The 12718-nt window shown below is 56.8% G+C and carries 11 protein-coding genes; 5 read left to right on the forward strand and 6 right to left on the reverse strand.

Annotated elements, in window-relative coordinates; all coding sequences use genetic code 11:
- Position 1 precedes the first annotated feature (1 nt).
- From M3P88_RS12975 to M3P88_RS12995, 4 genes are read left to right on the forward strand one after another with little or no spacing between them, the layout of a single operon-like run.
- A complete protein-coding gene (locus M3P88_RS12975) occupies positions 2-1099 on the forward strand; it encodes a PilW family protein (RefSeq protein WP_249616429.1) in 1098 nt (365 codons plus the stop codon).
- Positions 1096-1614, forward strand: coding sequence for a pilus assembly PilX family protein (locus M3P88_RS12980; RefSeq protein ID WP_249616430.1), 519 nt, complete (start codon positions 1096-1098; stop codon positions 1612-1614). The genes M3P88_RS12975 and M3P88_RS12980 overlap by 4 nt, the downstream gene beginning before the upstream one ends.
- Positions 1608-4955, forward strand: coding sequence for a pilus assembly protein (locus M3P88_RS12985; protein ID WP_249616431.1), 3348 nt, complete (start codon positions 1608-1610; stop codon positions 4953-4955). Before M3P88_RS12980 ends, M3P88_RS12985 begins: the two co-directional genes overlap by 7 nt.
- 11 nt (positions 4956-4966) lie before the next feature.
- Positions 4967-5404 carry a type IV pilin protein gene (locus M3P88_RS12995; protein ID WP_283773213.1) on the forward strand — a complete coding sequence of 146 codons (438 nt, stop codon included), beginning with the start codon at positions 4967-4969 and terminating at the stop codon, positions 5402-5404.
- 66 nt (positions 5405-5470) lie between these two features.
- On the opposite strand, the gene M3P88_RS15965 is transcribed toward M3P88_RS12995, so the two are convergent.
- Genes M3P88_RS15965 through M3P88_RS13030 form a run of 6 tightly spaced genes read right to left on the reverse strand, consistent with a single transcriptional unit; the run spans position 5471 to position 11419 of the window.
- Positions 5471-5881, reverse strand: a complete 411-nt coding sequence (locus tag M3P88_RS15965) for a type IV pilin protein (protein WP_283773211.1) — start codon at positions 5879-5881, stop codon at positions 5471-5473.
- A gap of 16 nt (positions 5882-5897) precedes the next feature.
- Positions 5898-6383: a pilus assembly PilX family protein gene (locus M3P88_RS13010; RefSeq protein ID WP_249616432.1), complete on the reverse strand. Its 486-nt coding sequence runs from the start codon at positions 6381-6383 to the stop codon at positions 5898-5900.
- Between the two features lie 3 nt (positions 6384-6386).
- Positions 6387-7151 (reverse strand): PilW family protein, encoded by a 765-nt coding sequence (locus tag M3P88_RS13015; RefSeq protein WP_249616433.1) that lies wholly within the window; start codon positions 7149-7151, stop codon positions 6387-6389.
- Entirely contained in the window at positions 7148-7660 is a 513-nt protein-coding gene (gene pilV, locus M3P88_RS13020; RefSeq protein ID WP_249616434.1) for a type IV pilus modification protein PilV, read from the reverse strand. The genes M3P88_RS13015 and pilV overlap by 4 nt, the downstream gene beginning before the upstream one ends.
- A gap of 16 nt (positions 7661-7676) precedes the next feature.
- Positions 7677-8207 (reverse strand): GspH/FimT family pseudopilin, encoded by a 531-nt coding sequence (locus M3P88_RS13025; protein ID WP_249616435.1) that lies wholly within the window; start codon positions 8205-8207, stop codon positions 7677-7679.
- Positions 8207-11419, reverse strand: a complete 3213-nt coding sequence (locus M3P88_RS13030) for a pilus assembly protein (protein WP_249616436.1) — start codon at positions 11417-11419, stop codon at positions 8207-8209. Before M3P88_RS13030 ends, M3P88_RS13025 begins: the two co-directional genes overlap by 1 nt.
- A 289-nt stretch (positions 11420-11708) precedes the next feature.
- On the opposite strand from M3P88_RS13030, the gene ubiU reads away from it, so the two are divergent.
- The gene (gene ubiU / locus M3P88_RS13035) at positions 11709-12716 is read left to right on the forward strand and encodes a ubiquinone anaerobic biosynthesis protein UbiU (RefSeq protein WP_249616437.1); all 1008 of its coding nucleotides are present in this window, start codon (positions 11709-11711) and stop codon (positions 12714-12716) included.
- The last annotated feature ends 2 nt before the right edge of the window (positions 12717-12718 follow it).

Below are 12718 nucleotides of genomic sequence, written 5' to 3' on the forward strand. Positions count from 1 at the left end.
CATGCGTCATCCGCAACAAGGCCTATCCCTGATCGAGCTGATGATTTCACTCACCCTGGGCTTGGGCATCGTCGCCAGCGTGGGCTACGTCTATCTGGGCAGCAAGCAGACCCAGCGTGTACAGGAGGCCAGTTCGGCGCTGCAGCAAGATGCGCGCTTCGCCTTTGAAAAACTGTCGCGCGATGTGCGCCAGAGCGGCGACCGCGGCAATATCCTCGCCGGCTGTGACATCCAGTCATTGACCAATGTCGTCAACGGAGGGGGAAGCGGGGGGGAACTGTACGACATTCCGCTACAGGGTTACGACGATCCGGCCAGCGCTCCACCCGGCATCAATGCACAAGCCTATCTCAAGGGTGACGTGCTAAAAATTGCCCATATTGCCCCTGCGGACAGCACCGCCTCATCACCCTTAAATATCATCAGTCATATTCCGAACTCGACTACTATCGAGCTGGATAACGTCCCCGGCCATGGTTTGCAAATTTACGACATCGTCGTTGCCATCCAGAACGACTGCAGCCATGCCGCCATGTTCCAGATCAGCGAGGTACAGGACAACGGTGCCAAATTCAAACTGGTACACAATACCGGCAATGCGTCGCCCGGCAACTGCAGCAATACGCTAGGGCCGGTCACGCCGCCCACCTCGCCCTGCAATGCACCGGCCTACACCTTCGAGCCGGGCGCCAAACTACTCAAGATCACACCGCAAGCCGCCACCACCTTGCGCTACTTTATCGGCAAGGACGATGGGGGCCAGCCGGCGCTCATGCGCCAGAGCGGCGATGCGGCCGCCGAAGTGCTGATCAGCGGCGCCGACGATCTGCAGCTGCTGTATGGCGTCGACACCGATGGCGACAACAACGTAGACCGCTACGTCACGGCCGACGAGCTTGAGTCGGTTGCGCCGGGAGCCACGGCCAAGGCGCGCTGGCGCCGGGTATTGTCGGTACGCGCCTCGCTATTACTGGTTTCAGAGCACGAAGTCGGCAGCGAGCCGCAGCGCTACCAGTTTAATGGGAAGGAGATCACCCCCTCCGACCGGCGCATGCGCCAGGTCCTGACCTCCACCATGGCAGTAAGGAATCGCTTGTGAGCACACACAAAACGCAAGGCGGCATGACGCTGCTGGTGGTGCTGGTCTTTATGCTGCTACTGGCCATGCTCGGCCTGTATGCAGTGCAAGACAGCGTGATGCAAGAAAAAATGGCCGGCAACACCCGCAACCGCGGCCTGGCTTTCGAAGCGGCCGAAACTGCGCTGCGCCACGCCGAGCGTGACTATCTGCAATGGAAAGACCTCGCCTTTAACGCCAGCCGCGAGCCTTGCAGCGGCGGGCTTTGCGATGCCAGCGCCACCGCACCCAATGATGCCGCCTACTGGCAAAAGAGCGAACGCTGGCAAAGCAGCAACAGCCTGAGCCTGCCAGAGGCCGATGCGCTTCCTCACCTCGCCGCCCAGCCACGCTACCGCGTAGAGCGCCTGCTGGGCAGCAATGGCCAACCCGACGGACGCTACCGCATCACCACCAGCGCTACCGGCGGCGAAGGCAAGGCGAACGTCATCGTACAGGCCCTGTTCGAACCTTGCGTGGAGGGCGTTTCATGCTAAAGCCTACCGTTTTACCCGTACTGCTGGCGCTGGCGCTCTTGCCAGCTAGCCACGCGACTGAACTGGCCGATGTGCCACTGTATCTGGCCATCGACATGGCGCCCAATGTGATTCTGACGCTGGATGACTCGGGGAGTATGACTCGTACCTATGCGCCGGACTCGCTCAATAGCAACAATACCCAGAATCAAAAGCGCTACAAAGCTGCCACCTACAACGGCATCGCCTACAACCCCAAACTGGTTTACCCCATCCCGCAGGTGCGTGGGCGCAATTACACCACCCGTTTTGATAAGGCTCCACATAACGGTTTCAACCCAGGTCAAGGCGACGTGAATCTGGCCAGCAGCTATCTCACCTACCGCGACTGCAACTTTTCCGGTTCACGCCCTGACTGCAGCAATCCCGACAGCAAAAAAGCGGCGCCAGCCTTCTACAGCTTGTGGTATGCAGATGCAGGGCTCAATCGTCCATCCAGCTGCAATACCACGACAAAATCAGATGCCTGCTATGTAGAAGTCACTGTTGGCAGCCCTAGCGATATTTTCGCTGGCAACTCGGCCGCACAAAAACAAAACTTTGCCAACTGGTACTCGTTCTACCGCACCCGTGCGCAAGCCATGATTTCCGGTGCCATGCAAGCGATTGAAGGCGTAGACGACGGCCGCATCCGGCTGGGCTGGCAGGCACTGACAGCCTGCAAAGAATTCAATGGCCGGTGTCAGGGCTACGACAAAAAAAACCGCGAAAACCGTATCCGCACCCTCGATGATAATCACCGCGAAGGGCTCTATAGCTGGCTGGAGCGGTTCAATGTCTATGGCTGGACCCCGCTACGCAGCGCACTGCAACGCGCCGGCGAGTATTTGAAAACCGACGAACCCTGGCAGGCGACGCCGGGAAGCAGTCAGGGCACAGCCTATAGTTGCCGTAAAAGCTTCCATGTGATGTTTACCGATGGCTTATGGAACCAGGACAGCGGTTTCAACGCCGGCGGCAATGTCGATGGCAGCAGCCGCAGCTTGCCCGATGGCAAAAACTACGCGCCGCGCGCACCGTTTAACGACAACAACCACAACAGTCTGGCCGACGCGGCCTTCAAATACTGGTCGGAAGATCTGCGCAACGATCTGCCCAACAAAGTCCCCGCCAGCTTCAGTGACCGCTCGGGCGATGCCACGGCGCAGTACTGGAATCCGAAAAACAACCCGGCCACCTGGCAACACATGGTGACGTTCGGCATCGGCCTGGGGCTGGGCGAAACGCTGGTGGCACCCAACCCGGTCTGGGCTGGTGGCACCTGGCAAGGCCAGTCTTACGCAGACCTCGCAACGGGAAAGGCCAGCTGGCCAGCCGTCAACGCATCCGGCAGCAATGAAACGGTCGGCCACGTTTACGACTTATGGCACGCCGCACTCAATAGCCGCGGCCAGTTTTTCAGCGCCGATGATCCGCAAGCCCTGGCCGATGCCTTCAAGCAGACCTTTGCCTCCATTATCGACGCCAGCCCGACCGCAGCTCCGCTGGTCGCCAATACCGGCGCCATCCAGCAAGGCAGCTTGCTGTATCAGGCCGGCTTCGACAGCAAAGACTGGCATGGCCAACTGCAAGCCTGGCAGATCAATAGCAACGGTAGTCTCGGCGCGGTGAAGTGGGATGCCGCCAAGCTGATCCCGACACCGGCTGCACGCAAGCTGTTTACCCTGAATGGCAGCAGTGCACGCGCGTTCGACAGCTGCAGCCAGCTCTCCAACGCACAGCTCGGCGCGCTGGGTCCGGATCTGGCCGGCTGCAACCAGCGCCTGCAATGGCTGCGTGGCGACAACCGCCAGGAAGTACGCAATGGCGGCACGCTGCGCAACCGGCCGCTTTCGGTACTGGGCGACATCATCAACTCGGCGCCCGTCCACGCTAGCGGACAGGACTTCGGCTGGAGCCAGGCCAGCGGTGCCAGCGAACGCAGCAGCTACGCCGCCTATGTCGCCAGCAAACGCGGCCGCACGCCGCTGCTGCTGGCCGGTGCCAACGACGGCATGCTGCACGGCTTTCATGCCGATACTGGCCAGGAACTGTTCGGCTTCTTGCCCCCCGCCGTCTTCGGCAAACTCAAGGCACTGACCGAACCGGCCTATAGCCACCAGTACACGGTGGACGGCAGCCCGACACTGAATGATGCCTATCTGAACGGCCAGTGGAAAACCGTGATGGTGGGAGGCCTCAACAAGGGGGGAAAGGCGGTGTATGCGCTGGACGTCAGCAACCCGGCAGGCTTTGCGACCCAGCATGTGCTGTGGCAGTTTACCGACCCGGATCTGGGTTACAGCTACGGCCAGCCGCAGATCGTGCGCCTGCCCAGCGGTGACTGGGCCGCCGTGTTCGGCAGCGGTTACGATGCCCCGCGTCAGGCGCTGTTTGTGGTAAAGCTCGACAATGGTAGCCTGCTGCAGAAAATCGTGCTGGATCAGGGTCAGGGCCTGACCCATCTGACCTTGCACGACCAGAACAAGGATGGCGTCACGGATAGCGTCTATGCCAGCGATATCAGCGGCCTGCTATGGAAGTTCGATCTCTCCTCGACAACCGCCGGCGCATGGAAGACCGCCAACCAGGGCAAACCGCTGTTCAGCTCCGGCGGCCAGCCCATGACCAGCGAAGCGGTCATTGGCGCGCACCCGCAAGGCCGTGGCGTACTGATCTACTTCGGCACCGGCCGTTACCTCGGCCCGTCCGACATCAATAACCAGACGCCGCAATCCTTCTACGCAGTATGGGACAAGCAGAATGACAGCGGCACCACCCTGACTTCAGCGCAGCTGCTAGTGCAGACACTGGAGGCCGAAATCACCCAGGGCGGCGATGTACTGCGCAAAAGCAGCAGCCACGTGCCCGATTGGAGTTTCCACCATGGCTGGCAGCTAAGTATGGCCGGCACCGGCAGCAAAGGCGAGCGCATCGTGACACGGGCACTGCTGAATGAAAACCGGGTGTTTTTCACCAGCATGATTCCATCGACCGACCCTTGCGTGCCCGGTGGCGAGAGCTGGCTGATGATGTTGCGCGCCGACAGTGGCGGGCGCACCGTAGGCTCGGCGGTCGACCTGAACGGCGACGGCGTGATCGATAACAAGGATCTGCTCGGCGGCCAGAGCGTCAGCGGCATCAAGCTGGATGTGGGCATTGCCACCGCGCCGACTTTTGTCAGCAACCCCAACACCCCGGGCCTGTCGCCCATCTATGTCAGCGGCACCTCGGGCAAGAACCAGCAAATCGATATCGGCGTCCCCATCACCAAGCCCGAAGAAATCCGCCTGAAACGCATCTACTGGAAACAGATACTGTGAAAACCACACGCATGCCTGCCCAGACAGGCTTTACCCTGATCGAGCTGATGATTACCGTCGCGATTATCGGCATCATCAGCGCCATCGCCCTGCCCTCCTACCAGCGCTACGTCGCCCGCGCCGCCCGTACCGACGCCGCCGCCGTACTGCAACAAAACGCCCAGCAACTGGAACGCAACCGCACACTCAGCCATAGCTACGCCAAAACCCCGTCCGGCGACGACTACACCCTGCCCGCCGCCCTGGCCCAATCCCCGCGCGACGTTCCGCCAGCCCAGGCACGCTACCGGATCTCGCTGACGCTGAAAGATGGCGGCTACCTGCTCAAAGCCATCCCCAATGCTGCGATGAGCCAGGATGAATGCGGCACGCTGACACTCAACCACTACGGCCAGAAAGCCATGGAAAACGCCCACTCGGGTGTGGGCGTGGCGGGGTGCTGGGGGTAGGTGCGGCTAGCCTCGACCATAAGAAATATGGCTTTGCTGGCTCAGTAAAACAGACAAAGCACTCAGTCAATTCGTCCATTGTCCGTTTTGAACACTGCCCCCTCTGGCTCCGCTTTGATCCAATGTTTGTGTACCATCCGCAGCTTGCATTCCTCCATCATTCGGAGTCGCCGTGATAGTGAAACTATTAGCATCACCGCACTCTGTTTCAATTACATATTGGTTATTATCAGGATCATTAATACCGCAGGCATCCCCAGCCGCATTCTGATAACTTCCACCGACGCTATGTAAACGCTCCAGCGCCTGGGCATGCATGATCAGTTGGCGCTGCACATCAACCCGCTGGCTTCTCACCACATAGGCCGTGTAGGACGGATAAGCAATAGCCGCCAGAATACCGATGATGGCAACAGTGATCATGACTTCAATCAAGGTGAAACCTTGATCAGACTGTCGAAAAGGGGGCGACTTCATACTTGACTCTCCAAAATCAGGCGGGGCAAACAAAACTGACGGCCTGAATCAACACCACAGTACGTCTATCCTGCCCTTCGCCACGTCCCATCACGCTATAGGGCATGCAAGCGGCCTTGTCGGCCGGGCGAAAAGCAACAGGTAATTGGCGAACCAGATAGCGACCACGATTATTGCTGCCGGCACTCGCTTCTGAGTTTGCGATGATAAAGTCGGCGGCAACAGGCAAAGCCCCTCCCACCCAAGGGCCAGGACCACTTAACGTACGGCACCCATCCAGACAGGTTTCGCTATTGGCCTGCAGGAACTGCAGGCCCTGCCGGACCGATAGTTCGGCCAGTTGCTTGGCCCGGACTCTATCCATCTGGTTGCCAGCCATGCGCTCGCCCATGGTAGAGCTGCGGCTGGCGTTAAGCACGAGAATGGTGACCGCCAGCAGCAGAATCAGGGTCACGATCAACACATAACCACTCTGGCGCGATGAAGCAGGGAGCTGGATCATGATTTAGCGGTTCTTTAATTGGATAGTGGTACGAAGCAGCCGGTACAGGCGCCGGTCATTCTGGCTATTGGCAATGGCAGCACCAGCACAGTCAATTACGGCCCCAGATTTAAGCACAGAGGGGTCTGTCATATTGGTACGCAACACCAGACAAGCCCTGACTGAGCGGATGTTGCGCTGCAAGGCCGAACCCACCGCAGGCACCTGATAAACATCGACCACACAATCTCCGCGCAGATTGCCATTACCTAAATCATCCCCACAACCCAAAGATGGCTCTGTGGCCGGCCCTGTATCCACCCCATAACTCAGCCTGAAATCAACCAGCTCCACCCCTTGGCCGCTTGCGTCCGGCGCGGCAATCCAGTCTACGGCATTACCCACCGCTGGCGTGCAACGCAGCGCACTATTAACGGTCGCGATGGTCAGCGTCTGATTACCAACGGCGGCATTGCCTGCACAGTCCCGCATCTGGTTACCATCCTGCGTAAACATAACGGAGAGCGAACGGTCCGAATTGGCGGTCATCGCAGAAACGGGCATGGCCGCCGTTACCGGGCGAAATCCGGCTTGCGCTACCGTGCGCTGCAACATAGAGATAGCAAAACGCCCCTCTTCGGTCAGTACATTCTGCATCTGCTGTAGGCGTGCGCTCTGACGGGAATTGAGATAAAGCTCGCTGACTGCCAGTAAGGACAGCAAAGAGATCGTCAGCGCCACCATAAATTCAATCAAGGTGAAGCCCTGATTGTGCCGGATTTCCATCATTCGATCACCACGCTATAGTTGCTTGCTGTGGCCGCCATATGGTCATCCTGCCAAGTAAGCGTCAGGGTATAGCGCAAAAACCCCGCACTCGCACCCGGCGCTGCAAGCAAGACGAAGTTCGCACCCGGCAACTGGTTTTGCAAGGTAAGGTACCACTCGATCATGTCCCCCTCCACCAGATAAGTGGCACGCCCACCTAGCTGCACATTGCAAACTGGCGGCGTTTGCGCCAGCGTCGCAGCGGTACAGCGTGAAAAATCGGGGGGCATGGGCAAAGGCGCATCTGCCGCCGCTTCGGCATCCTGCAGAATGGGCGTACGGTTGGCGCGAATGCGCTCAGCCAGATCATTGGCTAAATCGGCTGCGATGGTGCGCTGGTAGGCGCTCTGGTTGTACATCAGTGTGCGTGACTGCAGCGCAGCCAATCCCAAAAGACCGAGCGCAATAATAAAAAGCGAAACCATGACTTCGATCATGGAGAGGCCTGACTGCCATCTACGATTCATCATTTGGCGATCCGGTAGATTAAGGACAAGCTGCAGGGCCGATTTGCCGACCGATACGCCCGGACAAGGACACCCTTACCGTTCTTTGTTGGCTGCCTGCCGCGCACAACCTCAAAGAGACATCCTGCGTGGCATTACCCTGAGTAGGGTTGAAGACCACAACAACAGGCATGGCTCCTGCAATCACATCAGGGGCTATCGTTACCGCCGGATTGGCCGTCACGCGCTGTAAAATATTCGCACCTGCCAGCACACCCCAACCGCGCGCCCAGTCGGCCGCATCTGCAGAGCAGGCATTATCCGCATTCGGATTGGCCAGCGGGCATACGGTAATATTGACCCGCCGGTTAATCGCCTCGGTACGCGCCAGTTGCAATGAAGATGCCAGCAAGTCGGTTTGCGAAGACAGCCTGGCATCGCGAAGAAACTGGTTCATGTTCGGCACGGCAACCGCAGCCATGATCGCCAGCAAAGACATAACGATGACCAGTTCGACCAGCGTCACGCCCCCCTCCTTACCACGCTCTCTACCTATATTGGCGGCAGCCATCACAGCACTTCCCACCAAAGCGTAGTTTCGACTCTTACACCCAAGCTCCCCTTGTTGATACCGTGCTGATCAAGCGTATCATTGCCAACCTGTGGCACAAACAACTGGCCATCGCCACCAGCAACCGGGCGCCCCATCGCATTGCCAGCACTGGTACCCAATTTGGCATGACCGGTATAAACAGCCATCGCATTGGCCTCTTTCAATGCGACGGCATTGCCGGCATCTCCCAGTTCAGTGCCGGCAGATGCCGGACTCGACAAGGCGAAACTTCCTTTTTGTACATAAGTCAGTTCGGTCGGCAATCCAGCCAGTGCAAAACCACTGACGTAACTCTTGCCGGTAGAAAAATTCACCATATCGCCAGCACTAGACCTCTTGTCACCATCCAAGTCGATAAAACTGTAGGGCTTCCCGGTATTGCCCGTGCGGTTTTTGGTCACGCTACCCGTTAGCGGATTAACCCCCATCACCCACCCCTTGCCGCCGGGTAGGCACTTTTCACTGGCCAGCGGCGATCCGGTAGCAAACAATAGTTTGTCTTTGAGTAATAACGGTGAGCTCATCAAACGCTCGGATGGTTCGGGCAAGTCAAGATACCAGCCACGCTTGGTATTTCCTGGATCAGTCAAATCCAGTGTACTGTCGGATAGCTGCCGGAAGGTACCCGCTCCAGTCTGCCCGGAAGGAATGCTTACCGTTGCAGTGACACGCTGCTGCTGCAAAGAATCCAAACTGGCAGTGACAGGCGACGCATCCATTTTATCCAGAACCGCATAAAATCTTTGGATGCTGATATCGCCGCGATCTGTTTCTTCCTGCAGTTTCCCTGTGCCGAACAGCACCAGATTACCGACGGGTTTACCATCTGTTTTGCTATTAACGGCAAGTACGGCTGGGCGCATTACGATAGGTTGGCTGCTTCCGGCATCAAACAAAGGCGTGCTCTCCACCTTAAAACCAGAGGGAGAAGCACTCGTCAGATCGAAACGCCACACCTTACCATTCATATCACCGGCATACACATAGTCGAGGACCCCATCCTGCCCGTAATCAATGCCAGCAGGTGCAGATAGCCCGCCTTTTCCGGGAACTACAATTTTTTTCAGCACATCCCCATTGTCAGCATTAACGATATATAAGGCTGAAGTATCGCTACTGGTGCTGTCACTATTTTTGTAGCCATTCGCAAGTATCACAACCGGAATAGCCTGAGCCTTATTATTGATATCCGTACCATTGCGTACGTTGTAAATTAGCGGCAGACCAAAGGTATGCCCCATATCGGCCTCATTTCGACTATTAAGCTCCCAGCGGACCGTAGCCGCAGTATCTAAGGCCTTTGCATCCGTTGCATCCAGTGCAAAGTAGCCCCGCCCGCCCTGGGCAAGGCCAGAAACCAGCAAGGTTTTCCAGTTTCCACCTATACGCACGTCAGTCTGGCGGCTATTGCCATTCACAAACCAGTTGTGTGGCGAGCCGGCTGATTTACCATAATCTTTTTTGGTAAGGCTAGACAAATTGGGGTAGACCGCGGCGGGAACATAAGCCATGAGTTCCTGCATGCTATCGCCGTCAAAGGCATGCATCATGCCGTCGTTAGCGCCGATAAAAACCAGCTTGCGTCCAGCTTTGTCCTGTTTGAATTGGCTGTAGTTTTTATCATTGGTATAGCCTGACGGTTTTCCCACGACCGTGGGCTGCCCGCCAACAATATCGCCCAGCAGGCTGTTGCGCGTACGAAATTCAGTAATGTCCGTCCGGCCACGAATAAACCCGATCACTTTATTGACTGTAGCAACATCTCCATCCGGCGGAGCTAATGCTTTCTTTTGCCAGTCAGCCAGATCTGCAGCGCTATTAAAAGTTATCGCCGTCGAGCTACCATTACTGGTATAAATTTTACGTGCATTATGCACAGGAATGATCGCTTGCGGATTAGGGCAATCACCAATAATTTTTCCGTTAGCATCCGTTGCTTTACAGCGCAACTCGCCATACCAGCCATCGGGATTGAATACAGGCTGATAAACCTGGTTTCCTTCGCCAACCGAATCATTGACAACAGAGACGCCTCCTGCATTGGAACTGGCGGAGGCAATCTGGGCGACTGTCTGTTTCAGACTATTTGCAAGTTCATTTTCATTGTTAGCCGTAAAATAACTGCCGCCCCCCACCGCGGCAGCAGCGGGCAATACATTGTTTTGGGTGGCAAAACCCACCGTATATATGGACAAATTCTGCAATTTGAATTTTGCATCATCAAAACTCTTGCCATCCAAATCTAGAGTAGCCCCCGTGACCATATCAGCTTCAAAGGCATACTTTGCGACATCACGAATGGCACGCGGCCTGTTGTTTTTATCTCCAAAACCAGGAACAGTCAGCCCACTCGTTCCCTCAAGCACATTAGGGCAATCCGTACTGGCTGCAGTGCATATACCAAACTCTTTAGACTGAAGAGAACCATCCGCCTTATAACTAACATAAGACATCAAAGCCTTTCCATTATTTCCAGGCAAATCATCGTCATTAGTGGCGTCACCATCGGTGATCACAATGGCAAAGTTTTTCTGGCAGCGATACTGAATAGGCCGAGTATACTTTTTGTCAGCATTGCCGGTCGGCTTGTCATATAGCGAGCTTTCGCCACGAAAGTAACGCGTCACCTCAAGCAGCGTTTCCCCTAGAGGGGTCGCGGTTCTACCATTTAATGCAGTAATGGCGCTTTTTAATGCATCCCTGTTGCTATCTACCCACCCATCTTGAACAGCTGCACGCAACAGACCACCCTGCCCACGCTCATCCCCCCCAATAGTCGTCGTTTTATCATGAAATGAAAAAACGCCCCATCTGAGTTGGGAATTGCCATCAATCAAATTGCGCGAAACCCGCTTGGCAATATTCATTTTACTATTCGGGGTCAGCGTTTCCGAATCATTGGTAGTGCGAAAGCCATTGGTATTGTTATTAATACAACTATTCCAGTTACTGCTAACATTATTGCAAAGATTGTTGTACAGCCATGCATTATTACTGTCTTGCAACATACTGGCGGAGGTATCAATCACCAGCATTACGTTAGGTGCAACCGATGTGGAAAGCGAGGGCGGCAATGCGGGGTAAGGACCAGCCATCGTAAGCCCCGGCAATATACCAGCAAGGGCAAACGACCCCAGCGTCAAAGCCTGATACTTGTTTTCTTTAGCCACGATTTACCCCTTTGATATTCTTTTACTGCCCTATTTTCCCGTTTAGCGATGCTTTGCCAGCAAGCGGAACCACGCTGAGCGAGCCTCTTCATTGCAAGTGTATATCTTTTGTACGCAGGATACCCATTTGACAACATGCTTTCTGGGCGCGCCAACAAAAGTACAACACTTGGCTTGAGCAACTGACATCATCACCTCCCCTACCATCTCCCCCCTGCTTGACGCAGAACAAGTTCCAGCCGGCGCCATGCTGTTACCTTCCAAGGGTTTACGATTCCGCTTGTGACGCATGCCTAAGCTACCCGAACTGGTCTGCCCTGCCGGCAGCCTGCCCGCCCTCAAGACCGCCATCGACCACGGTGCCGATGCAGTGTATATGGGGCTCAAGAATGAAACCAATGCCCGCAACTTCGCCGGGCTGAATTTCGACGAAAAATCTGCCACCGCCGGCATCCGCTACGCCCGCGACAAGGGACGCAAGGTGCTGATGGCGATCAATACCTTTGCCCAGGGGGTGGATATCTTGCGCTGGCAGCGCGCCGTCGATCAGGCCGCCGATCTGGGGGTGGACGCGGTGATTCTGGCCGACCTGGGCCTGATGGATTACGCCAGCCGCCGCCACCCGAACCTGCGCCTGCATATGTCGGTGCAAAGCTCGGCCACCAATTACGAGGCGGTCAATCTGGCCCGCGATCTGTTCGGCGTGCAGCGCGCGGTCTTGCCGCGCGTGCTGACACTGGATCAGGTTGGCCATGTAATCCGCCATACCGATGTGGAAATCGAGGTCTTCGGCTTCGGCAGCCTGTGCGTAATGGTGGAAGGGCGTTGTCTGCTGTCCAGCTACGCCACCGGCGAGTCGCCCAATACCCACGGCGTGTGCTCGCCGGCCAAGTTTGTGCGCTGGGAGCAAAACGGCAGCACCACCAGCGCCCGCCTGAACGATATCCTGATCGACCAGTACGGCCAGAATGAGCCGGCCGGCTACCCGACGCTGTGCAAGGGCCGCTTCGAGGTGCAGGGCGATACCTATTACGCGCTGGAAGAGCCGACCAGCCTGAATGTGCTGGAGATGCTGCCGCAAATCATCGATATCAGCGTGTCGGCCATCAAGGTCGAAGGCCGCCAGCGCAGCCCGGCCTATGTGGCACAGGTGACCAAGACGCTGCGCGAAGCGATCGATACCGCGGGGCGCGAGATGCAGCGCTTCTCAGTGAAACCCGCGTGGCAAGCGGCACTGGGTAAGCTGGCCGAAGGTCAGCAACAGACGCTGGGCGCCTACAACCGGCCATGGAAATAATC

Source organism: Craterilacuibacter sp. RT1T (genome assembly GCF_023502145.1).
Taxonomy (GTDB): domain Bacteria; phylum Pseudomonadota; class Gammaproteobacteria; order Burkholderiales; family Chromobacteriaceae; genus Craterilacuibacter.

Coding starts and splice junctions, on each gene's coding strand:
- M3P88_RS13025 (WP_249616435.1), bottom strand. CDS start 8,207: ATGGCTGCCGCCAATATAGGTAGAGAGCGTGGTAAGGAGGGGGGCGTG.
- pilV (WP_249616434.1), bottom strand. CDS start 7,660: ATGATGAATCGTAGATGGCAGTCAGGCCTCTCCATGATCGAAGTCATG.
- M3P88_RS12995 (WP_283773213.1), top strand. CDS start 4,967: ATGCCTGCCCAGACAGGCTTTACCCTGATCGAGCTGATGATTACCGTC.
- M3P88_RS12975 (WP_249616429.1), top strand. CDS start 2: ATGCGTCATCCGCAACAAGGCCTATCCCTGATCGAGCTGATGATTTCA.
- M3P88_RS15965 (WP_283773211.1), bottom strand. CDS start 5,881: ATGAAGTCGCCCCCTTTTCGACAGTCTGATCAAGGTTTCACCTTGATT.
- M3P88_RS13010 (WP_249616432.1), bottom strand. CDS start 6,383: ATGATCCAGCTCCCTGCTTCATCGCGCCAGAGTGGTTATGTGTTGATC.
- M3P88_RS13015 (WP_249616433.1), bottom strand. CDS start 7,151: ATGATGGAAATCCGGCACAATCAGGGCTTCACCTTGATTGAATTTATG.
- M3P88_RS12985 (WP_249616431.1), top strand. CDS start 1,608: ATGCTAAAGCCTACCGTTTTACCCGTACTGCTGGCGCTGGCGCTCTTG.
- ubiU (WP_249616437.1), top strand. CDS start 11,709: ATGCCTAAGCTACCCGAACTGGTCTGCCCTGCCGGCAGCCTGCCCGCC.